Source organism: Micromonospora sp. M42 (assembly GCF_000568915.1).
In the GTDB taxonomy this organism is placed as follows: domain Bacteria; phylum Actinomycetota; class Actinomycetes; order Mycobacteriales; family Micromonosporaceae; genus Micromonospora; species Micromonospora chalcea.
In genome coordinates this window covers 5,669,042-5,689,834 of sequence record NZ_KK037233.1, presented here as the reverse complement: position 1 = coordinate 5,689,834, position 20,793 = coordinate 5,669,042, and the positions used below count along the sequence as shown (strand labels likewise).

The following is a 20,793-nucleotide window of genomic DNA, read 5'->3' as shown; positions in this document are numbered from 1 at the left end:
GCGCCGGGGATCCGGCGCGGTCACTCCCGATCCTCCACCCACGGCCGTATCGACCGGTACCGGAATGAGAGCGTGACCTCGACCACCGGGAGCGGTCCGTGCATGGAAGACTCGGTTCTCAGCGGGCCGTCACGAGCGGGCCGGGAAAGACCGGTGCCGCGGGGCGCGGCGAGACGAGTGGGATGGAGACGAACAGTGCCGGGAGTGCGCAACCTGACCCAGGTCGAGGCGACCGAGCGGGCCCGCCTGCTCGAGGTGACCGGGTACGACATCAGCCTTGACCTGTCGACCGCGGTGCAGCCCACCGGTCGCACGTTCCGCTCGGTGACCGAGGTCCGGTTCTGCGCCGAGCCGGGGGCCACCACCTTCATCGAGGCGGCCGCCGAGTCGGTGCGTTCCGCCACGCTCAACGGCGAGCCGGTCGACCTGTCCGGCTGGTCCGCCGAGAAGGGCCTCACGCTGACCGGCCTGGCCGCCGAGAACGTGCTCGTGGTCGACGCCGACTTCGGCTACTCGAACAGCGGGCAGGGCCTGCACCGCACCGTCGACCCGGTGGACGGCGAGACCTACCTGTACAGCCAGTTCGAGACCGCCGACGCGCAGAAGGTCTACGCCTGCTTCGACCAGCCCGACCTGAAGAGCGTCTACACCTGGCACGCCACGGTGCCGGACCACTGGCGGGTCGTGTCGAACATGCCGGTGGCCCGCGAGGAGGCGGCCGGTGAGGGGCTGAAGACCGTGCACTTCGCGCTCTCGGAGCGGATGAGCACCTACATCACCGCGCTCTGCGCCGGGCCGTACCACGAGGTGCGCCGCAGCCACGACGGCATCGACATGGGCTACTTCTGCCGGGCCAGCATGGCCCCGCACATGGACGCCGACGACCTGCACCTGATCACCACGCAGGGCTTCGACTTCTTCCAGGAGAAGTTCGGCGTGCGTTACCCGCTGCCCAAGTACGACCAGCTCTGGGTGCCCGACTTCAACGCCGGCGCGATGGAGAACTTCGGCTGCGTCACGCACGCCGAGTCGCACTACATCTTCCGCTCGCAGGTCACCGACTTCGAGTACGAGCAGCGCGCCAACACGATCCTGCACGAGCTGGCGCACATGTGGTTCGGCGACCTGGTCACCATGCGCTGGTGGAACGACCTGTGGCTGAACGAGTCGTTCGCCGAGTGGGCCAGCCACTGGTGCAACACGCACGCCACCCGCTTCACCGACGCCTGGACCACGTTCCTGTCGATCCGCAAGAACTGGGGTTACCGGCAGGACCAGCTCTCCTCCACCCACCCGGTCTACTGCGAGATGCCGGACCTGGAGGCGGTCGAGGTCAACTTCGACGGCATCACGTACGCCAAGGGCGCGAGCGTGCTCAAGCAGCTCGTCGCGTACGTGGGCGAGGAGCCGTTCCTGGCCGGCCTGCGCGCCTACTTCGGCAAGTACGCGTGGGGCAACGCCACCTTCGACGACCTGCTGTCCGAGCTGGAGACGGCCTCGGGCCGGGAGCTGCGCAAGTTCGCCGCCCAGTGGCTGGAGACCGCGCAGGTCAACACGTTGCGCCCGGAGGTGACCATCGGCGCCGACGGCACGTACGAGCGGGTGGTGGTCCGGCAGGAGGCGCCGTCGGGCTACCCGACGCTGCGTACGCACCGCATCGGCGTGGGCCTGTACGACCTGACCGACGGCCGGCTGGTGCGCCGGGAGCTGATCGAGACGGACGTGACCGGCGAGCTGACCGAGCTGTCCGAGCTGCACGGCAAGCCCGCCGCGGACGTGCTGCTGCTCAACGACGAGGACCTCACGTACGCCAAGCTGCGGCTGGACGAGCGGTCGATGGCCACCGTGGTGCAGCACATCGCCGGCTTCGACTCGTCGCTGGCCCGGGCGCTGTGCTGGACGGCCGCCTGGGACATGACCCGTGATGCCGAGCTGTCGGCCCGCGACTACGTGGCGCTGGTGCTGGCCGGGCTGACCGCCGAGACGGACATCAACCTGGTCACGGCCACGCTGCGGCAGGCGAACACCGCGCTCACCTTCTACGCCGACCCGGAGTGGGCGCCGACCGGCTGGGCGGACCTGGCCCGTACCGCCCGGACCGCGCTGGCCGCCGCCGAGCCGGGCAGCGGTTTCCAGCTCGCCTGGGCCCGCGCGTACGCCTCGTCGGCCCGTTCCGGCGAGGACCTGGCGACGCTGCGCGGCTGGCTGGACGGCAACGGGGTGCCGGAGGGGCTGACCGTCGACACCGAGCTGCGCTGGACCGTGCTGCAGTCGCTCGTGGCCAACGGCGCGGCCGGTGCCGCCGACGTGGACGCGGAACTGGCCGCCGACCGTACCGCCAGCGGCGAGCGGGAGGCCGCGTACGCGCACGCGCTGGTGCCGACCGAGGAGAACAAGGCGGCGGTGTGGGCGCTGCTCACCGGCCCGGACGCGCTGCCCAACTGGCGCAACCGGGCGCTGCTGCAGGGCTTCACCCACGCGGCGCAGGTCGAGCTGACCGCGCCGTACCGGGAGCGGTACTTCGCCACCGTGGACCAGGTGTGGGCGCAGCGTGACAGCGAGCCGGCGCAGGAGTTCGTCCAGCTCGCCTACCCGGCGCACCTGGTCGAGGAGGACACGGTCGCGGCCACCGACGCGTGGCTGGCCCAGGACGGGCGGCCGGCGTCGCTGCGGCGGCTGGTGGCGGAGGGTCGCGACGGTGTGGTCCGCGCGCTGAGGGCCCGCGAGCGGGACGCCCGCAGCGCCTGAAAGCAGGGGCGCGGCGGCCGGGGGCCGGCGTGGGTGGGAGCCCGCGCCGACCCCCGGCCGTTATCGTGTGCGGAGGAGGTGGACGTGATGGCACAACCGACCCACGAGTGGCGCCCGCCGGAGCGGCCGTGGCAGGAGCAGGACCTGTCCGACCTCCCCGAGGACGGAAGCCGCTACGAGATCATCGACGGGAGCCTGCACGTGACCCCACCCCCCGGGTACGGGCACCAACTTCTGGCCGACGAGATCCGATCGGCGCTCCAGGCCACTGCGCCGACCGGTTGGTGGGTCATTCGGGAGGCCGGACTCCGGGCACCTGTCGCCAATCTCATTCCGGACATCTCCGTGCTGAGGCCGAGCGCTCCCCCGGACGGCTTGTGGACGCACCCCTCGGATGTCGCGCTCGTCGTCGAGATCGAGTCACCCAGCAGCCGCCGGTATGACCGGCTGATCAAGCCTCCGCTCTATGCCGAGGCCGGCATCCCGCACTACTGGCGGGTGGAGCGAGGCGACTTCGGCCCGGTGATCTACCGCTACCAACTGGTCAAGGGTGTCCACTACAACCTGATGGGTACGGTCGGGCCGGATGACGCCGCCCAGCTCGACGAGCCGTGGCCCATGCGCCTGGATCCTTCTGCCTGGCCCCGCTGAGACGACGAGAAAGCCCGGCCCGCACGGTGCGCGGGCCGGGCTTCGTCGTGTGCGGGGCGGGTCAGCCCTTGCCGGCGTGGCTGGCGAGCTGGTCGAGGCCCTGGATGATGCCGCCGGCCAGGTCGCCGCCGCCGAAGGCGGCCACCATGGAGAGCGCGGCCAGCTTCGCGTACGTGTCCGGGATGCGCTTGCGCGCGTACCGGCCGGTGACGACCTCCAGCTGCCGCTGGTTGGGCGACACCGCGATCAGCACCGAGCGGTCGGGCTCGGCGAGCTGGCGGTGCAGCCGCTCGGCGTGCTCCCGGATCGGCTCGTCCAGCCCGCCGACGTAGACCGAGAAGACCAGGCCGGTGCCCTGGTCGGCGAGGCGCAGCGCCTCGTCGATGCGGAGCAGCTGACGGGTCGAGAACGGTCCGTCCAGCACGTCGGGCGGAGTGTCCGTCCCCGTCGTGGGCCGCGCTTCACCAACGGTCACTTGCGCCTCCGGTTCCACCGGCCGGCGCCTCCCGGCCGGCCTGCTCCTGCTTGCGGCTGGTCAACGCCGGCGCCTGCGCTCCGGCGGACAGCGCCGTGCCGGCCGAGTCGGCCAGCTGCTCCGGACGGCTCAGGAACCAGACCGGAGTGAAGTCGAAGGGCCGGCCCGGCCGGTAGCGCTTGGCGCCGCCACCGTTGCCACGGCTGCCCCCGACGGCCGCCAGGCCGGCGATCAGCAGCACCGCGGCGGCCGGGATGCCGACGAAGACCACCAACGTCTCGGTAACAGACAATCCCAACGCCCCCAGGCGGAAAGAGAGACCAGGAATGATTCGGGTCGGGTGACCGGTCAGGACCGGCCGCGCCGCACCTCACTTGTGATGTTCACGTTAGCGGAGTCGGTGGCCAGCCAGATTGCGGGGTGCTGATCCCATCCGCCACTCGAGTGCTCAAGCTGCGCGGCAGTGGCGACCAATGTCGCGTCGTCGCCGTACCGGCCGGTGAGCAGCACCCCGACCGGCAGGCCGTCGGGGGTGCGTCCGACCGGCAGGGAAACGGACGGATCGCCGGTGACGTTGAAGACCGCGCAGTACGGCGAGAAGCGCCGCTGCCTGTCGAAATCCTCTGCCGGTTCGAGGGCGGCGAGCGCGCCGACCGGCATCCGCGGGGCCGCGAGCGTCGGGCAGAGCAGCAGGTCACAACCGGCGGTACGGCGTACGCCGAGGCGTACCTGCGCCTGCAGCTCGCCGAGCGCGGCCATCAGCGTGGGGACGCCGAGTGCCGCGCCGCGCTCCCGCAGGTACCGGGTCAGCGGCAGCAGCTCGCCTTCCCGGTCGGGCGGGACCGGTGTGACCGCCAGCGCGTACCAGAGGGTCTCGAACAGCGGCCACGCCTCGGGGCCGAGCGGCGCGGGGACGTCGACCACCTCGTGCCCGGCGTCGGTGAGCAGCGCGGCGGCCCGGTCGACGGCGTCGACGCAGTCGGGGTGGACCGGCTCGTCGGCGAGCATCGGCGTGGTGAAGCGGCCGACGCGCAGCCGGCCGGGGCCGGTGGCGCGGGCGGAGCGGGCGACGCCGAGGTAGCCGCCGGCGGGCGCGGCCGGCGGCAGGTACGGCTCGCCGGGCACGGGTCGCGCCAGCACGTCGAGCAGCGCGGCCACGTCGGCGACGGTGCGGCCGATCGGCCCGTTCACCGGCAGCCCGAAGCCACCGAAGCCGAGTGGCCCGCCGGAGACCATGCCCCGGCTGGGTTTGTAGCCGATCAGACCGCAGAGCGCGGCCGGGATGCGCAGCGAACCGCCGCCGTCGGAGCCCTGGGCCACCGGCACCAGTCCGGCGGCCACCGCTGCGGCCGCCCCGCCGCTGGACCCGCCCGCTGTGCCCGCGAGGTCCCACGGGTTGCGGGCCGGCGGCGCCACCAGCCCCTCGGAGTACAGCGAGCAGCCCAGCTCGGAGGTGGTGGTCTTGCCGACGCTGACCAGGCCGGCGTCGGTCATGAGGCGGACCACGTCGGCGTCGACCGGCGGGACGAAGTCGGCGAAGGCGGCCGAGCCGAAGGTGGTGCGTACCCCGGCGGTGAGGGTCAGGTCCTTGATCGCGGTCGGCACGCCGTGCAGGGGATGCCGGTCCGCCGCCGGGACCGCGTCGGCCGCCCGGGCCGCCGCCCGCGCGTGTTCGGCGGTGACGGTGACGAACGCGCCGACGGTGTCGCCGAGCGCCTCGACCCGGCGCAGGTGGTGCTCGACCAGTTCCAGGCTGGACAGCTCGCCCCGGCGGATCGCGGCGGCCTGTTCCAGCGCGGTCAGGTCGTGCGGCTCGGCCATGCCGTCCATCCTGCCGGTCCGGCGGCCGGGAGGCCGGGACACGTCCGGCGGGTCCTGAGCAGCGCCGGGTGCGTCCGTCGACTCTAGGGCGACGACGGACGCACCCGCGCCGGTCTCAGCGGCCGAGGAACCGCAGCGCGTTGCCGCCGAGCAGCGCCGCCCGCTGATCGTCGGTGAGGAAGTCCGCCCGGTGCACCACCTGGCCCACCGGCCGCTCCCCCAGCGGGTACGGGTAGTCGCTGCCGAGCAGCACCCGCTCGGCGCCCATGGTGTCCACGAGCAGCCGCAGCGCGGCCGGCTCGAAGACCACCGAGTCGACGTGGAACCGGTCCACGTACGAGCTGGGCGGCGCGCTCGACGCGCCGCGTACCAGGTCGCCGCGGCGGTGCCAGGCGTTGTCGGCGCGGCCCAGCCAGAACGGGAAGCTGCCGCCGCCGTGCGCGAAGCAGATCCGCAGCGTCTCCGGCACCCGGTCGAACACGCCGCCGAGGATCAGCGCCAGCACCGACAGGTGCGTCTCGGCCGGCATCCCGGTCAGCCACCGGGCCATCCACCGGTCCAGGCGGGGGCCGCCGGGCATGTCCCACGGGTGCACGAAGACCGGCGCGCCGACCTCGGCGCAGTGGGTGAGGAACTGCACGATGCCCGCGTCGTCCAGGTCCCGGTCGCCGACGTGGTTGCCGATCTCCACCCCGGCGTGCCCGGCCGCCAGGCAGCGGTCCAGCTCGGCGCAGGCCGCGTCCGCGTCCTGCAACGGCACCTGGCAGAACGGCACCAGCCGGTCGCCGCCGGCCGCGGTGACCTCCAGCGTGAGGTCGTTGAAGATCCGGGCCACCTTGACCGCCTGGTCGGCCGGGCGGTCGTAGCTGAAGAAGACCGGGGTGGGCGAGACGACCTGCACGTCCACGCCGTCGGCGGCCATGTCGGCGAGCCGGGTCGGCGCGTCCCAGCACTGCGCGCCGATCGGGCGGAACTCCGTCTCCCCCACCATGATCATGGCGGCGCGCTCGGAGTCCACCCGCAGCCAGGGCCAGCCGGACCCGCCGCACGCCGCGGCGAGGTCCGGCCACCCCTTCGGTACGACGTGCGTGTGCACGTCCACGACCGGCATCGACACCGGCGTCAGCCCTTGCCCGGGTGCAGCGCGCCGCAGTTGTCGCAGGTGCGGGCCTTCTCGTCGGCGTAGAACGCGGCGAAGACCGGGGGCAGGTCGGCGGCGATGTCGCGGACCTGCAACTCCACCTCGTGCACCTTGTGGTGGCACTCGGCGCAGTACCACTGGAACTTCTCCAGCGTGCCCTCCTCGCGGACCCGCTCGATCACCATGCCGATCGAGCCGGCCTCGGGACGCTGCGGCGAGTGCGGGGTGTTGCGCGGCAGCATCCACATCTGGCCCTCGCGCACGTGCACCGTACGCGGGCCCTCGGGCAGCATCAGGTTGACGTGCATGTTGCCCTTGACCTGGTAGAAGAACTCCTCGTACGGGTCGACGTGGAAGTCCGTGCGCTGGTTCGGGCCGCCCACCACCATGACGATGAAGTCGTCGCTGCCGGGCAGCATCTCCTTGTTGCCCACCGGGGGCTTGAGCAGGTGCTGGTTGTCGCCGATCCAGCCGGAGAAGCTGAACGGCTCGGCGATCTCACTCATGGGAACCTCCCGACGGAAGAAGGGCGACGGCCTGCATCTCGATCAGCAGATGCGGGTGCGGAAGCTGGTGCACGGCCACAGTGGTCCGGGTCGGGCCGGTGGCGTCGAAGAACTCGGCCCACACCTGGTTGTAGCCACCGAAGTCGTTCATGTTGACCAGGTAGCTGGTGACCTGCACCAGGTCGCCGAGGTCGGCGCCGACCGAGCGCAGCAGGTCCCGGATGTTCTCGATCACGGCCCGGGTCTGCTCCCGGATGTCCAGGTCGGTGGTGCCGAGATCGTCCACCGACACCCCGGCGAACGTGTTGTCCGGCCGGCGCGACGACGTACCGGACACGTAGACGAATCCGCCGGCCACCTTGACGTGCGGGAACGCGCCCCGCGGCACGGCCTTCCCGGCGACCACGCGGGCGGTCATGGGAGAGCCTTCAGGGAGGCGGAACCCAGCTTCTCCACTGTGGCGCGGACGTGCGCCCCGGGGCGCAGCGGCACCGCGGCGGTGGCCGCGCCGGCCAGGAACACCCAGCCCTTGCGCAGCCGGACGCCGTGCCGGCCGGCCAGCCGCAGGCCCTCGTCCAGCGCGCGGCGCGGGTCGCCGAGGATGGCCGCGGTCGAGCCGACCTGCGCCACCCGCCCGTCGATCTCCAGCAGCACGCCGAGGTTGTCCAGCCCGTCCGGCACCGGCGCCCACGGCCCGACCACGAACGCGGCGGCCGAGGTGTTGTCGGCGATCACGTCCGGCAGGGAGAAGGTGAAGTTCGCGTACCGGGAGTCGATCAGCTCGATCGCCGGGGCGACAGCGCGTACCGCCCGGGTGAACGAGCCGACCGGTTCGCCCGGGTCGGGCAGCCGGTCCAGCAGGAACGCCACCTCCGGCTCGACGCGCGGGTGGATGAAGTCACCGACGTCGACGGCGCCGCCGTCGGGCACCCGCATCACGTCGGTCAGCCGGCCCCAGATCACCTCGTCCACGCCGACCTGCGCCATCTTCGCCTTGCTGGTCAGGCCCATCTTCAGCCCGACCAGCCGCTCGCCCCGGTCGAGGCGGCGCTTCACCAGCGCGGTCTGCACCGAGTACGCGGCGTCGACGTCGAGGCCGGTCTCGGCGGCGAGCTGCGGGATCGCGGTGGCGGTGTCGGCCGCCGCGCCCAGCTTCTCCGCGATGCCGGCGATGTCCGGCCCGATCATGCTGTGCCACCTTTCGTTCGCGACTGCGGGGCTCGCAAACCCGGCTCACTCCTCGCGCTCACGGCCTCCTTACCGGCCAGGTCCAGTGCCACGTCCACGATCATGTCCTCCTGGCCGCCGACCATCCGGCGGCGGCCCAGCTCGACCAGGATCGAGCGGACGTCCACGCCGTACTTGGCCGAGGCCCGCTCGGCGTGCCGCAGGAAGCTGGAGTAGACGCCCGCGTACCCCAGGGAGAGCGTCTCCCGGTCCACCTGGACCGGCCGGTCCTGCAACGGGCGGACCAGGTCGTCGGCGGCGTCCATCAGCGCGAACACGTCACAGCCGTGCTTCCAGCCGTGCAGCTCGGCGACCGCGACGAAGACCTCCAGCGCGCGTTTGCCCGCGCCCGCGCCCATGCCGGCCAGCGAGGCGTCCACCCGGACGGTCCGCCCGGACGGCGAACCGAGCGGGCCGTCGCCGAGGATCCGGCCGTGCTCGACCGCCAGTACGCTGTTCGCCACACCCAGGGACAGGTTGTGGTGCGCGTGGATGCCGATCTGCGTCTCCGGCTCCAGCACCTGCCGGTACGCGTCGACGCGCTGCGCCACGTCCGACATCAGCAGCCGCCCGCCGGAGTCGGTGACGTAGACGCAGTGCGCGCCGTACGACTCCATCAGCTTGGCCTGCGCGGCCAGCCCGGCCGGGTCGTTGAGGTGCGACATCATCAGGAACCCGGAGACGTCCATGTCGTTCTCGCGGGCCCAGGCGATGTGCTGGGCGGAGATGTCCGCCTCGGTGCAGTGCGTGGCGATCCGGACGCTTGTCACGCCGAGCGCCTTCGCCGCCTTCAGGTCGGCGATGGTGCCGATGCCCGGCAGCAGCAGCGTGGTCAGCCGCGCGGTGGTCAGCACCTCGGCGGCGGCGGCGATCCAGTCCGCGTCGGCGGCGGCGCCGTGCCCGTAGTTGACGCTGGAGCCGGCCAGGCCGTCGCCGTGCGCCACCTCGACAGCGGCCACACCGGCCGCGTCGAGCGCGGCGGCGATGGTACACACCTGGTCGACCGTGTAGCGGTGCCCGATGGCGTGCATGCCGTCGCGCAGCGTCACGTCCTGGATGTAGAGGTCGGTCATCGGGGTGCCCCCTCCGGGGAACGCAGCGCCACCAGCCGCTCCGCGGTGCGCAGCGCGGCCGACGTCATGATGTCGAGGTTCCCGGCGTACGCGGGCAGGTAGTGCCCGGCACCGGAGACCTCCAGGAATACCGACACCTGCAGGCCGGTGAAGTGCCGGCCGAGCACCGGCGCGTACGTGTCGACGGCGTCGAACTGCACGTCCTGCTTGAGCCGGTAGCCGGGCACGTACTCCTGCACGGCGGCCACCATGTCGGCCACCGAGGCGGCGATCTTCACCCGGTCGGCGTCGGCGTCCGGGCACAGGCAGTAGACCGTGTCGCGCATCAGCAGCGGCGGGTCGGCCGGGTTCAGCACGATGATGGCCTTGCCGCGCTCGGCGCCGCCGACCACCTCGATCGCCCGGGCGGTGGTCTCGGTGAACTCGTCGATGTTGGCCCGGGTGCCCGGACCGGCCGACTTCGAGGCGATCGAGGCGACGATCTCGCCGTACGCGACCGGGGTGACCCGGCCGACCGCGTGCACGATCGGCACCGTCGCCTGCCCGCCGCAGGTCACCATGTTGACGTTCGGCTCGGCCAGGTGCTCGTCGAGGTTCACCGGCGGCACCACGTACGGGCCGATCGCGGCCGGGGTCAGGTCGACGACCGTGCGCCCGTGTGCCCGCAGCACCTCGTCGTGCCGCTTGTGCGCGCCGGCCGAGGTGGCGTCGAAGACGAGCTGGACGTCGGCGAACTCGGGCAGCGCGACCAGGCCGTCGACGCCCTCGGCGGTGGTGGTCACGCCGAGCCGGCGGGCCCGGGCCAGACCGTCCGAGGCCGGGTCGATGCCGGCCATCGCCACCATGCGCAGGCTCTCACTGAGCCGCAGCACCTTGATCATCAGGTCGGTGCCGATGTTGCCCGACCCGAGCACCGCCACTCCGACAGTCATGACGTTCCCTCCGTCGAGAAACAGGTACGCACCGAACCGAGCCCGGAGATGCGCGCCTCGTACGCGGCGCCGGGCGTGACCGGCACCATCGGGCCGAGCGCGCCGGAGAGCACCACGTCACCGGCCTTGAGCGGGTCGCCCGCCCGGGCCATGGTCGCGGCCAGCCACTGCAGCGCGTGCAGCGGGTTGCCGAGGCAGGCCGCGCCCGCGCCGACCGAGACCGGCTCACCGGCGTGCTCCAGCACCATGCCGCACAACCGCAGGTCCACGTCGGCGAGCCGCCGGGGCGCGGTGCCGAGCACGAACAGCCCGCTGGAGGCGTTGTCCGCCACCGTGTCCACGATGGAGATGTCCCAGTCGGCGACCCGCGAGTCGACGATCTCGATGGCCGGCAGCACATGGTCCACCGCCCGGATCAGGTCGACAGTGGTGACCCGCTCGTCCGGCAGGTCCGCGCCGAGCACGAAGGCGATCTCCGCCTCCACCCGCGGCTGGAGCAGCCGGTCGATCGGCACCTCGACGCCGTCGCCGACGGCCATGTCGTCGAAGAGCACCCCGAAGTCGGGCTGGAAGACGCCGAAGCTCTCCTGCACGGTTCGCGACGTCAGGCCGATCTTCGCGCCGACGCGGCGGTGCCCCTTGCCCAGCCGTTGCCGGGTGTAGACCTGCTGCACCTGGTACGCGGCCTCGACGTCGCCCTCGGGCAGCAGCCGGCCGCGCAGCGGCGGGCAGGGTTTGCCCTCCTGCCGGGCCACCGCGAGTTCCCGGTTGGCGGCCTCGATGTCCACGGTCATGGCGGTTCCTCGCTTACGTCGCTGGGGATTCCGGCCATTCTGCCCACCACGCGCGCTCATGACAGGTCCACACAGACGTTTGTCAGTTCGGAATAGAAGTCGAGCGAGTGCACGCCGCCCTCGCGGCCGACACCCGACGCCTTCACCCCGCCGAACGGGGTGCGCAGGTCGCGCAGGAACCAGGTGTTCACCCAGACGATGCCGGCGTCGAGCCGGGCGCCGGCCCGGTGCGCCCGGCCCACGTCCCGCGTCCACACCGTCGCGGCCAGGCCGTAGTCGGTACCGTTGGCCAGCGCGAACGCCTCGTCCTCGTCGTCGAACGGCGCGACGTGCACCACCGGGCCGAAGATCTCCTCCTGGTTGGTGCGGGCGTCCGCGCCGAGGCCGGTGAGCACCGTCGGCTGCACGTACGCCCCGCCGTCGCGGCCGTCGCCGAAGCGCGGCGTACCGCCGCCCGCGCGGACCTCGGCGCCCTCGGTGCGGGCCAGCGCGTAGTGGCCGAGCACCTTGTCCCGGTGCCCGTGCGAGATCAGCGGCATGTTCGCCGTCGCCTCGTCGTCCGGCCAGCCGTACGCCAGTTCGTCGGCGCGCTTGGCCAGCCGCGCGGTGAACTCCTCGAACACCGGCCGCTGCACGTAGATGCGCTCGGTGCACAGGCACACCTGGCCGCCGTTGGTGAAGCTGGACCGCACCGAGCCGGCGACCGCCGCGTCCAGGTCGGCGTCGGCGAAGACCAGGCCGGCGTTCTTGCCGCCCAGCTCGAAGCTGACCGCCTTCACCCCGTCGGCGGCGGCCCGCATGATCGCGCTGCCGGTGGCCGACTCGCCGGTGAACGTGATCGCGTCCACGCCCGGGTGGCGGGTCAGGTGCTCGCCGGCCGAGCCCGGGCCGAAGCCGTGCACCAGGTTGAACACGCCGTCGGGCACGCCGGCCGCGGCCATCACCTCGGCCAGCAGCGTGGCCGACGCGGGGGTCTCCTCGCTGGGCTTGACCACCACGGCGTTGCCGCAGGCCAGGGCCGGGGCGACCTTCCAGGTGAGCAGCAGCAGCGGCAGGTTCCACGGCACGATCACCGCGACCACGCCGACCGGCTTGCGAACCGCGTAGTTCAGCGCCCGGCCACCGGTCGGGGTGACAGTGGTGAACGACTCGGTGGGCGCGGTCGCGACGATCTCGGCGAACGCGCGGAAGTTCGCCGCGCCGCGCGGGATGTCGAGCGTCCGGGCCTGCGAGATGGCCTTGCCGGTGTCCGCCACCTCGGCGGCCACCAGGTCGTCGAAGCGCCGCTCCAGCTCGTCGGCGACCCGGCGCAGCACCTCGGCGCGTTCCCGCTCCCCCATCCGGCCCCACGGGCCGCGCAGCGCCGCCCGGGCGGCGGCCACCGCGTCGTCCACCGTGGACTGGGACGCCTCGACCACCTCGAACACCGGCTCGCCGGTGACCGGGCTGCGCTTGGTGAACCGGGCGCCGGCGTCGACGAACTCGCCGCCGACGAAGTTGCGCAGCAGGCCGGGGCGTCCGGCGCGTGCCCGGCCATCAGCCGGGGATCCCAGAGCGTCATCGCCGCCGCCCCAGCGCCGCGCGGACCCCACCGGCGAGCAGCGCCACCGCGCCGGCCGCCACCGCGCCGACGACCGCGTACTGCGCGCGCACCCGGCGGCGCACCTGCGCGTACGGGGTGGTGGAGAAGGAGACCAGCTCGTACTGGGAGACGTAGCGGCCGGGCAGCGCGCGCTCCAGCGCGTGCTCGACCTGCTTGCGGGTCCGGAACACCGGCGAGGCGACCTTGTCCCGCATCTCCACGAAGTTCGCCAGCGCCATCCGGGCGATCGCCTCCGCGTTGTCCTGGCGGCGGTGCTGGAACAGCGGCAGCGCGGCGGCCCACTCGTCGTCGCACTCGTCGAGGCAGCGGTCCAGCTCGACCACGTCCTCGAACGCGCAGTTCGCGCCCTGGCCGTAGAACGGCACGATGGCGTGCGCGGCGTCGCCGATCAGGCCGACCTTCCCGGCCACCTGCCACGGCGTGCAGCGCACCGTGCCGAGCAGGCCGATCGGGTTGTGCTGATAGTCGTCGACCAGGTTCGGGGCCAGCGGGACCAGGTCCGGGTAGTGGGTGGCGAAGAACCGCTCGATCGCGGCCGGGCTGCTCAGCGACGCGAAGCTGCGCGTGCCGTGGGTCGGCCAGAACAGCGTGCAGGTGAAGGAGCGGTCCGGGTTCGGCAGCGCGATCATCATCGAGGTGCCGCGCGGCCAGATGTGCAGCGCGCCCGGGTCGAGCGCGAACTCCCCGCCCAGCGGCGGGATGGTCAGCTCCTTGTAGCCGTAGTCGAGGAAGTCGAGGCTCTCGGTCAGGCCCCCGTACGCGAGCAGCTGCCCGCGCACCGCGGAGCCGGCGCCGTCGGCGCCGAGGATGACCGAGGCGGTGGCGGTGACCTTGCCCTGCGGGGTCTCGAACGTCATCTCGCCGCCGAGCGGGTCGAGGCCGACCAGCCGGTGGTCGAACGCGACGCGCACGTTCGGCAGCGCGGCGGCGGCGTCCAGCAGCGCGTTGTTCAGCGCGCCCCGGCTGATCGAGTTGATCGCCCGGTCGCCGGTGCCGCTGTAGGACTGGAACTCCGGCTCACCCTCGACCGGGTGGATCATGCGGCCGCGCATCGGCAGCGCGTCCGCCATCACCTCGTCCTCCAGGCCGATGCGGCGCAGCGCGTCCAGGCCGCGCTCGGACAGCGCCAGGTTGATCGAGCGGCCCCGCTCGACGGTGCCGGTACGCGGGTCGGGCCGCCGCTCGTAGAGGGCCACCGGGTAGCCGCGCCGGGCCAGGTAGCAGGCCAGCAGGCAGCCGGCCAGCCCGGCGCCGACGACAGCGATCTCGTCGCGCTCGGTCATGAGCCCTCCTTCTCAACAGTTGCCGCCAGCGCCTCGGCGACCCGCCAGCAGTCGTGGTACGTCGAGTAGAGCGGCACCGGGGCGAACCGGACGATGTCCGGCTCCCGGGCGTCGGCGACGACGCCGTGCTCGTGCCGCAGCCGCTTGGTCAGCTCGTTCGCGCTGCCCACCCCGATCCGCACCGAGAGCTGGCAGCCGCGCCGGGCCGGGTCGCGCGGGGTGACCACGCTCAGCGGGCGGCCCGGCGTGACCTCGTCGAGCAGCTGCTCCAGGAAGGCGGTGAGCCGCAGGCTGCGCTCGCGCAGCGCCGGCATGCCGACGGAGTCGAACAGCTCCAGCGAGGTACGCACCGGGCCCATCGCGAAGATCGGCGGGTTGGAGATCTGCCACGCCTCGACGGTGGCCGGCGGCCGGGACACCGGGGTCATCTCGAACCGGGTGGCCGCCTCGGTGCTCCACCAGCCCTCGAAGCGCTGGATCGACGGGTCGCCGAGGTGCCGTTCGTGGACGAAGACGCCGCCCAGCGCGCCCGGGCCGGAGTTGAGGTACTTGTAGGAGCACCAGGCCGCGAAGTCGACGTCCCAGTCGTGCAGCGCCAGCGGCACGTTGCCGGCGGCGTGCGCCAGGTCCCAGCCGACGACCGCGCCCGCGGCCCGCCCGGCGGCCGTGATGGCGGGGATGTCCATCAGCTCGCCGGTCAGGTAGTTCACGCCGCCGAGCATCAGCAGCGCCACCGTGTGGCCCTCGCGGGCCAGGAAGTCCAGCACGTCCTGCGTGCCGAGCGTGTCGGATCCGGGGCGCGGCTTGAGGCGTACGACGGTGGTGTCCGGGTCGAGGCCGTGGAAGCGGGCCTGGCTGCGCACCGCGTAGCTGTCCGACGGGAACGCGCTGTCCTCGATCACGATGCGGGTGCGCTCGCCGGCCGGCCGGTAGAAGCTCACCATCAGCAGGTGCAGGTTGACGGTGAGGGAGTTCATCACCACCGTCTCCGCGGGCAGCGCGCCGACCAGGCGGGCGGCCGGCGCGGTCAGCAGCTCGTGGTACGGCAGCCAGGGCCGCTCCGACTCCAGGTGCCCCTCCACGCCCAGGCGCTGCCAGGCGTCCAGGTCGGCGAGGAGCTCGTCCCGGGTGGCGCGGGGCTGCAGGCCGAGCGAGTTACCGGCCAGGTACGCGGTGTCCGGGTAGCGACCGCCGTCAGCCGGCGGGATGTGGAACAGGTGCCGGTGACCGGGGTCGTCGGCGTCGCGGCGGAGGGCTTCGTTCTCGGGGGTGTGCATGCTGTTCTCTCTCGTCACATCGCGGTGCGGGCCGACCACAGCTCCGGGAAGACCACCCGGGCCATGCTGCGCTGCAACCATGCCAGTCCGGCGGAACCGCCGCTGCCGACCTTGGCGCCCATGGTGCGCTGCACGGCCTTGACGTGGTTCCAGCGCCAGTCGCCGAACTCCTCGGCGATCTCGGTCAGCGCGTCGCCGAGCAGGCGCAGGTGGTTGTCCGGGCCGCTGTCGCCGTAGATCCGGACCCAGGCCGCCTCGATCGCCGGGTGCGCCTCGTGCTCGGTGTTGACGTCCCGGGACAGCAGCTCGGCCGGCACGTCGAAGCCCTTGCGGGCCAGCAGCGCCACCACCTCGTCCCAGAGGCTCGGCGTGGCCAGCGCGGCGGTCAGCTCGTCGTACACGTCGGTCTGCCGGCGGAACGGGCGGATCAGCGCCCGGTCGCGCAGGCCGAGCAGGAACTCCAGCTGCCGGTACATCGCGGACTGGAAGCCGGAGCCCTCGCCGAGCCGGTCGCGGAAGCGGTTGAAGTCGGCCGGGCTCATCCAGCGCAGGCCGTGCCAGGCCGCGTTGAGGCCCTCCAGGTGCAGGGCGGCCCGGCGCAGCGGGGCCAGCGCCTCCCAGATCCGGTCCTCGCGCAGCTCACGCTTGGCGTGCCGCAGCTCGTGGCAGGTCAGCCCGAAGTACAGCTCCATGATCTGGCTGACCATCAGGAAGGACATCTCGCCCGGGTCGTCGCTGAGCGGCTCCTGGAGCCGGTGCAGGGTGCTGGCCCGTACGTAGGCGTCGTACGGCACGCGCTCGGCGAATTCCAGCGTCGGCTCGCCGCCGTTGCGTGCCGCCCGAGCCGCCCGTTCCTGGGGGGTTACCGGGCGCACCGCCGTCGTCTGTTCCACAGTCGTTCTCCGTCCGTGCGCGGGGTAGACGTCATGATCCCGCTGGTGGGCGGCCGAATGGAATGCCTGTTCAACGGCGGTATGGTGGTCTCACCTCGCGAACCGAAACCATCTCGCGTCGCTCCCTTTACGGAAGGAAGGTCCCCGCGTGGACGACATGGACTGGGCGTTGCTGCGTGAGCTCCAGGCCGACGCCCGGCTCTCGTACAGCGAGTTGTCCCGCCGGGTCCACCTGTCCCCGCCCGCGGTGGCCGAACGGGTGCGGCGGCTGGAGGAGTCCGGCGTGATCACCGGCTACCACGCCCACGTCGACCTCACCCGGGCCGGACGCACGGTGCTCGCCCTGATCCGGATGTCCTGCTACGGCGCGCGCTGCATCCTCAACGACCCCGAGGTGGCCGGCTGGCCGGAGATCATGGAGATCCACCGGATCACCGGGGACGCCTGCAGCATGCTCAAGGTCGCCGCCACCAACATGGGCGAGTTCGAGGAGGTCATCGACCGGCTCGCCCCGTACGGCCAGCCGTCCAGCACGATGGTGCTCTCCACGCCGCTGGCCTGGCATCCCGTGGTGAAGGCGCCTCGTTAGCTTCCCCCGCCCCCCGGGAAAGCAGCCGCCGCTGCCCGTCAGTGGGTCCGGCGCACCGTCGCGCCGGGAGGGGGGAACCATGCGAGGGCTCCTGTCACACCGCGTGCTGTCGTCCGTACTGGGCCTGTTCGGCCTGGTCGCGACGTTCGTCCTGGCGACCGCGCCACCGGCGCGGGCCGGCGAGAGCGTGTTCATCGAGGTGACGCCGAACAGCGTCCAGGCCGGTTCCCGGGTGAGCCTGCGGGCCGGCTGCGACAACAGCAACAACCGTCAGGCCCAGGTCACCTCGGACGCCTTCGGGCGGGTGACGCTGCGACCCGACAACGGCTTCCTCACCGGCTCGGTCACCGTGCCCGGCAACAAGGCGCCCGGCGACTACCCGGTGAACCTGGACTGCTCCAACGGCAACACCGCCTCGACCATGCTCACCGTGCTGAACATGGCGCAGCCGAGCAAGGGACCGGCGACCGGCGGTGGGGGCGCCGCGGGCGGCCGGGGCACCGGCTCGCTGCTGCTGGTCGGCGGGCTGGTGGCGGTGGCAGTGGTGGCCGGTGTGAGCGCCCGCCGCAAGACCGGTAACCGCGTCTGACGAGGCGCCGACATGGCCCGCAAATCGCGCCGCCGGGACCGCGCCGGCCCGGCGGCGGACCGCACCCGCCGTCGCGCCGCCGGCCGCCGGCCGCCGGAGCGCGCGAAACGGCTCCGGGCCGCGCTGCGGCTGACGTCCCGGGCCGCGCGCCGGTTCGCCCATGTCGCCGGGCACGCCTTCACGGCCAGCGTCACCACCGCCGACCCGCGGCCGGTCCCGGCCCGCGCCGCACCGGCCACCACCCGCCGGTACGCCCCGAGCCGCAACCCCGGTGTCCCGGTGCTCGTGGTGGCGAGCGTGATGGCGCTGATCGTGGCCATGCTCGGGCTGGAACGGGTGACCGGGGTCAGCGTGCTGCCGGACCGGATCGTCGCCGGCCTGCGCCCGCCGCCGAAGAAGTTCCCGGTGCTGCCGGCCAGCCCGCCGACCGACCTGAGCATCGGCAAGCTCGACCTGCGCGCGCCGGTGCACCGCGTCGGAATCGCGCCGGACGGCAGCATCGACGTGCCGGACGTGGACCGGGCCGGCGAGGTCGGCTGGTACGACCAGGGCCCCACCCCCGGCCAGTACGGCCCGGCGGTGCTCGTCGGGCACGTCGACACCACCACCGGGCCGGCCGTCTTCCACGGGCTGAAGAACCTCGACGACGGCGACCGGATCGAGGTGACCCGCGAGGACCGCTCGGTGGCGGTGTTCGAGGTGACCTCGATCGAGCGGTACGGCAAGGAGAAGCTGCCGGTGGAGGACGTCTACGGCGACTTCAGCCGGCCCAACCTGCGGCTGATCACCTGCGGTGGGCGCTGGGTGGGCGGCGAGACCGGGTACGCGGACAACCTGGTCGTCTACGCCTCGCTGGTCAAGGCGCGCTGAGCGCGCCGGTCAGGCCGCCTCGGACTCGGGCTCGCGCAGGTCGAGCCAGTCCGCCCAGCGCGGGTCGGGCGCGCGGTGCCCGAGAACCCGCCAGGCCGCCCCTTTCGGGGCGGCCGGCAGGTGGTGCAGCCGCCAGCCCAGCTCGGCCGGCGTCTTGTCGCCTTTGGTGTGGTTGCACCGCGCGCACGCGGCGACCACGTTCTCCCAGGCGTGCCGGCCACCCCGGCTGCGCGGGAACACGTGGTCGATGGTCTCCGCCGGCCCCCGGCAGTACGCGCACCGCCACCCGTCGCGGGCGAACACGGCCCGCCGGGACAGCCCGACGTGGGTGCGGTAGGGCACCCGGACGTAGCGGGTCAGGCGTACCACTGAGGGCACCGGTAACGCGTTGCGCGCGCTGTGCAGGATGCCCTCGCCGTCGGCGACGCAGATCGCCTTGGCGGAGAGCACGAGGATCGCGGCACGACGCACCGACACGACGCACAGGGGTTCGTAGGTGGCGTTGAGAACGAGCGCACCGGAGCCCGCCGTGGGTCGTATGTCAGGCATCGCGCTCACCCTCCCGGTCCAGCCGCTCCCGCCGTCTGCGCGCCGGAACCGCCCGCGAACAGCGCGGAACGAATTCCGACGCCGGCCGGATCACCGACGTCCGTTGCGCCAATAGTCCCTGATCGCGCCCTCGATTGCACGCACGAATCTGCAAGCGGCCCACCGGATCACCCGCACCGGGGCGGTCCGGCGCGCTCGCGCTACGCCGTGCCGACGCTACGCAGGGTGCCCAGCCGGACCCACTGGCCCTCGTGCGGGCCGGCGGCCAGGCGGTAGTGCTGGACGCCGTCGATGGCGGCGCGCAGATCCACTGTCACGGTGTCACCGACGGCGAGGCCGGCGGTCACCGCCGTCACCTTCCCGGCGTCGTCCAGGGAGTACGCCCTGCCGGGCGCGGCGACGACCACCGCCGAGCGCGGGATGCGGTAGCCGATCGGCGCCGCTCTCCCGATCTGGTACGACCGGCCGGGGATCTCCTGGACCAGGTAGCCGCTCAGGCTCCCCTCGCTGATGTCGTACCAGATGCCGGTCTGCCGCATCACCTTGTGCCGTTCCGTGGAGGCCGCCTCGGTCGGCCTGGTCAGGGAGATCCGCTTGCGGTCCAGGACCGTGCCGGACGCGTCGAACTTGTAGCCGACGTGGTCCCCGGGGGCGAGCCGGATCGTTCCGGACACCCCGTAGGTGGGGTGGTCGGAGTAGAACAGGTCCATGATCCCGGCGAAGGTCGGGTCGCCGGTGATCGCGTGCAGCACGGCGTGCTGGATGATGTGCGTCGAGTGGTACATGCCCGCGTCCTTGCGGTGGGTGAGGCAGTACCGGCTCCGCCACTGGCGGGTGCGGACGAGGTGGTGGGCGTCCCGGGCGGTGGTGATCGCGCCCTGGAGCATCTGGCGGGCCCGGGCGTCGCGGCTCAGGCTCCAGTAGTCCCAGAGCCCGAAGGCCGAGAAGACGTGCCCGTTGTAGGTCTGGTCGCCGCGCACCCGCGTCGGGTGGGCGTACTCCTCAAGCCAGAGCAGCCCGTCCTTGACGTACACCCCCCACGGCAGGCCGCCCACCGGCGGGAGCAGGTAGGACGCGAACGTCGAGTCGGCCGCCTGCCGCCAGTGGGTGCGCTCGCCGACGATCTGCGCCAGCCGGACGAAGAGGCTCATCGCCTGTCCCTGGGCCATCATCGAGTACCACGGCGTCTCGTAGACGTCGGTGCCGCGGTGCATGGCGTGCCGGAACCGGTACGGGTAGAACCAGGCGTCCCGCCGCACGACCCGCCTGTCGATCAGGCGCTGCGCCTGCGCCATCGCCCGCTTGAGGTACACCTGATCGCCGGTGACCCGGTAACTCTCCAGCAGGTTGATGCCGTACTGGGCCTGGGCCACCGGATGGTCGTAGAGCTTCCCGGTGAGCAGCGCCATGCGTACGCCGTGCTCGTCGTGCGTGCCCGTGTCGACGAGCGGCAGCCGCACCCCGCTGTAGTAGGGCCGCTGCCCCTGCGGCAGATCGCGGATCTCGAACGGGTCGCTGCGGAACTTGACAGGCGATTCGGCGGACAGTTTCGCCGCCCCGGTCGCCACCAGCGGCGCGGCGCCGGCCGCCGCCACCGTCAGCACCTGACGACGGGACCAGGATCGGCGCGCGCCTAAGAGTTCCTCCGTCATGTCGCTTTTCCCCTTGCTCCGCCCAGCTGCGCGCTGGACGGCCAGTCGCGGGGCCCCCGTGCGGGCCGGGGCGTTTTTGCCGCCCCCCGGTACAACGGAGCAGGAAGCAGGGCGGGTTGC

20 protein-coding genes and 1 pseudogene are annotated in these 20,793 nt (G+C 72.7%); 5 read left to right on the top strand and 16 right to left on the bottom strand.

Annotated elements, in window-relative coordinates:
• Positions 1 to 204: 204 nt before the first annotated feature.
• Together pepN and MCBG_RS26285 are read left to right on the top strand one after the other, a co-directional pair.
• Positions 205 to 2,748: an aminopeptidase N gene (gene pepN / locus MCBG_RS26290; protein ID WP_043328924.1), complete on the top strand. Its 2,544-nt coding sequence runs from the start codon at positions 205 to 207 to the stop codon at positions 2,746 to 2,748.
• Between the two features lie 87 nt (positions 2,749 to 2,835).
• The gene (locus tag MCBG_RS26285; RefSeq protein ID WP_043330997.1) at positions 2,836 to 3,399 is read left to right on the top strand and encodes a Uma2 family endonuclease; all 564 of its coding nucleotides are present in this window, start codon (positions 2,836 to 2,838) and stop codon (positions 3,397 to 3,399) included.
• 61 nt (positions 3,400 to 3,460) lie between these two features.
• On the opposite strand, the gene MCBG_RS26280 is transcribed toward MCBG_RS26285, so the two are convergent.
• From MCBG_RS26280 to MCBG_RS26215, 14 genes and pseudogenes are all read right to left on the bottom strand, one after another.
• A complete protein-coding gene (locus tag MCBG_RS26280; protein ID WP_030502180.1) occupies positions 3,461 to 3,874 on the bottom strand; it encodes a DUF5130 family protein in 414 nt (137 codons plus the stop codon).
• Positions 3,861 to 4,148 carry an aa3-type cytochrome oxidase subunit CtaJ gene (locus MCBG_RS26275; protein WP_043328923.1) on the bottom strand — a complete coding sequence of 96 codons (288 nt, stop codon included), beginning with the start codon at positions 4,146 to 4,148 and terminating at the stop codon, positions 3,861 to 3,863. Before MCBG_RS26275 ends, MCBG_RS26280 begins: the two co-directional genes overlap by 14 nt.
• Before the next feature lie 74 nt (positions 4,149 to 4,222).
• On the bottom strand, positions 4,223 to 5,695 hold the full coding sequence (locus MCBG_RS26270) for an amidase (RefSeq protein ID WP_043330996.1): 1,473 nt from the start codon (positions 5,693 to 5,695) through the stop codon (positions 4,223 to 4,225).
• Between the two features lie 115 nt (positions 5,696 to 5,810).
• Complete coding sequence (locus MCBG_RS26265; RefSeq protein ID WP_176722732.1) at positions 5,811 to 6,812, bottom strand: amidohydrolase family protein; 1,002 nt, start codon at positions 6,810 to 6,812, stop codon at positions 5,811 to 5,813.
• Between the two features lie 5 nt (positions 6,813 to 6,817).
• The gene (locus tag MCBG_RS26260) at positions 6,818 to 7,342 is read right to left on the bottom strand and encodes a 3-hydroxyanthranilate 3,4-dioxygenase (protein ID WP_030502185.1); all 525 of its coding nucleotides are present in this window, start codon (positions 7,340 to 7,342) and stop codon (positions 6,818 to 6,820) included.
• On the bottom strand, positions 7,335 to 7,760 hold the full coding sequence (locus MCBG_RS26255; RefSeq protein ID WP_043328920.1) for a RidA family protein: 426 nt from the start codon (positions 7,758 to 7,760) through the stop codon (positions 7,335 to 7,337). The genes MCBG_RS26260 and MCBG_RS26255 overlap by 8 nt, the downstream gene beginning before the upstream one ends.
• A complete protein-coding gene (locus MCBG_RS26250; protein WP_043328918.1) occupies positions 7,757 to 8,530 on the bottom strand; it encodes a 2-keto-4-pentenoate hydratase in 774 nt (257 codons plus the stop codon). Before MCBG_RS26250 ends, MCBG_RS26255 begins: the two co-directional genes overlap by 4 nt.
• Entirely contained in the window at positions 8,527 to 9,642 is a 1,116-nt protein-coding gene (dmpG, locus tag MCBG_RS26245) for a 4-hydroxy-2-oxovalerate aldolase (RefSeq protein ID WP_043328917.1), read from the bottom strand. Before dmpG ends, MCBG_RS26250 begins: the two co-directional genes overlap by 4 nt.
• Positions 9,639 to 10,574 (bottom strand): acetaldehyde dehydrogenase (acetylating), encoded by a 936-nt coding sequence (locus MCBG_RS26240; protein ID WP_043328915.1) that lies wholly within the window; start codon positions 10,572 to 10,574, stop codon positions 9,639 to 9,641. The genes dmpG and MCBG_RS26240 overlap by 4 nt, the downstream gene beginning before the upstream one ends.
• Positions 10,571 to 11,368, bottom strand: a complete 798-nt coding sequence (locus MCBG_RS26235; RefSeq protein WP_043328913.1) for a 2-keto-4-pentenoate hydratase — start codon at positions 11,366 to 11,368, stop codon at positions 10,571 to 10,573. The genes MCBG_RS26240 and MCBG_RS26235 overlap by 4 nt, the downstream gene beginning before the upstream one ends.
• Positions 11,369 to 11,424: 56 nt before the next feature.
• Positions 11,425 to 12,905 (bottom strand): annotated as a pseudogene (locus MCBG_RS26230) (2-hydroxymuconic semialdehyde dehydrogenase).
• A gap of 20 nt (positions 12,906 to 12,925) precedes the next feature.
• Positions 12,926 to 14,254, bottom strand: coding sequence for an FAD-dependent oxidoreductase (locus tag MCBG_RS26225; protein ID WP_043328911.1), 1,329 nt, complete (start codon positions 14,252 to 14,254; stop codon positions 12,926 to 12,928).
• The gene (gene kynU, locus MCBG_RS26220; RefSeq protein ID WP_043328909.1) at positions 14,251 to 15,531 is read right to left on the bottom strand and encodes a kynureninase; all 1,281 of its coding nucleotides are present in this window, start codon (positions 15,529 to 15,531) and stop codon (positions 14,251 to 14,253) included. Before kynU ends, MCBG_RS26225 begins: the two co-directional genes overlap by 4 nt.
• A gap of 14 nt (positions 15,532 to 15,545) precedes the next feature.
• Positions 15,546 to 16,424 (bottom strand): tryptophan 2,3-dioxygenase, encoded by an 879-nt coding sequence (locus MCBG_RS26215; protein WP_043328908.1) that lies wholly within the window; start codon positions 16,422 to 16,424, stop codon positions 15,546 to 15,548.
• A 148-nt stretch (positions 16,425 to 16,572) separates the two neighbouring features.
• On the opposite strand from MCBG_RS26215, the gene MCBG_RS26210 reads away from it, so the two are divergent.
• The 3 genes from MCBG_RS26210 (at position 16,573) to MCBG_RS26200 (ending at position 18,472) form a co-directional block, all read left to right on the top strand.
• Positions 16,573 to 17,013 (top strand): Lrp/AsnC family transcriptional regulator, encoded by a 441-nt coding sequence (locus MCBG_RS26210; RefSeq protein ID WP_030502195.1) that lies wholly within the window; start codon positions 16,573 to 16,575, stop codon positions 17,011 to 17,013.
• Positions 17,014 to 17,092: 79 nt separating this feature from the next.
• Positions 17,093 to 17,602, top strand: coding sequence for a hypothetical protein (locus MCBG_RS26205; protein ID WP_043328906.1), 510 nt, complete (start codon positions 17,093 to 17,095; stop codon positions 17,600 to 17,602).
• Positions 17,603 to 17,614: 12 nt separating this feature from the next.
• Positions 17,615 to 18,472: a class F sortase gene (locus MCBG_RS26200; protein WP_043328904.1), complete on the top strand. Its 858-nt coding sequence runs from the start codon at positions 17,615 to 17,617 to the stop codon at positions 18,470 to 18,472.
• Between the two features lie 9 nt (positions 18,473 to 18,481).
• Here the strand turns inward: MCBG_RS26200 and MCBG_RS26195 are convergent, their stop codons facing one another.
• Together MCBG_RS26195 and MCBG_RS31310 are read right to left on the bottom strand one after the other, a co-directional pair.
• The gene (locus tag MCBG_RS26195; protein WP_030502198.1) at positions 18,482 to 19,021 is read right to left on the bottom strand and encodes an HNH endonuclease; all 540 of its coding nucleotides are present in this window, start codon (positions 19,019 to 19,021) and stop codon (positions 18,482 to 18,484) included.
• Between the two features lie 200 nt (positions 19,022 to 19,221).
• Complete coding sequence (locus MCBG_RS31310) at positions 19,222 to 20,673, bottom strand: D-glucuronyl C5-epimerase family protein (RefSeq protein WP_084789620.1); 1,452 nt, start codon at positions 20,671 to 20,673, stop codon at positions 19,222 to 19,224.
• Positions 20,674 to 20,793 lie beyond the last annotated feature (120 nt).

Coding starts and splice junctions, on each gene's coding strand:
- kynU (WP_043328909.1), bottom strand. CDS start 15,531: ATGCACACCCCCGAGAACGAAGCCCTCCGCCGCGACGCCGACGACCCC.
- MCBG_RS26205 (WP_043328906.1), top strand. CDS start 17,093: ATGCGAGGGCTCCTGTCACACCGCGTGCTGTCGTCCGTACTGGGCCTG.
- MCBG_RS26200 (WP_043328904.1), top strand. CDS start 17,615: ATGGCCCGCAAATCGCGCCGCCGGGACCGCGCCGGCCCGGCGGCGGAC.
- MCBG_RS31310 (WP_084789620.1), bottom strand. CDS start 20,673: ATGACGGAGGAACTCTTAGGCGCGCGCCGATCCTGGTCCCGTCGTCAG.
- MCBG_RS26250 (WP_043328918.1), bottom strand. CDS start 8,530: ATGATCGGGCCGGACATCGCCGGCATCGCGGAGAAGCTGGGCGCGGCG.
- MCBG_RS26240 (WP_043328915.1), bottom strand. CDS start 10,574: ATGACTGTCGGAGTGGCGGTGCTCGGGTCGGGCAACATCGGCACCGAC.
- MCBG_RS26270 (WP_043330996.1), bottom strand. CDS start 5,695: ATGGCCGAGCCGCACGACCTGACCGCGCTGGAACAGGCCGCCGCGATC.
- MCBG_RS26255 (WP_043328920.1), bottom strand. CDS start 7,760: ATGACCGCCCGCGTGGTCGCCGGGAAGGCCGTGCCGCGGGGCGCGTTC.
- MCBG_RS26260 (WP_030502185.1), bottom strand. CDS start 7,342: ATGAGTGAGATCGCCGAGCCGTTCAGCTTCTCCGGCTGGATCGGCGAC.
- MCBG_RS26225 (WP_043328911.1), bottom strand. CDS start 14,254: ATGACCGAGCGCGACGAGATCGCTGTCGTCGGCGCCGGGCTGGCCGGC.
- dmpG (WP_043328917.1), bottom strand. CDS start 9,642: ATGACCGACCTCTACATCCAGGACGTGACGCTGCGCGACGGCATGCAC.
- MCBG_RS26195 (WP_030502198.1), bottom strand. CDS start 19,021: ATGCCTGACATACGACCCACGGCGGGCTCCGGTGCGCTCGTTCTCAAC.
- MCBG_RS26235 (WP_043328913.1), bottom strand. CDS start 11,368: ATGACCGTGGACATCGAGGCCGCCAACCGGGAACTCGCGGTGGCCCGG.
- MCBG_RS26285 (WP_043330997.1), top strand. CDS start 2,836: ATGGCACAACCGACCCACGAGTGGCGCCCGCCGGAGCGGCCGTGGCAG.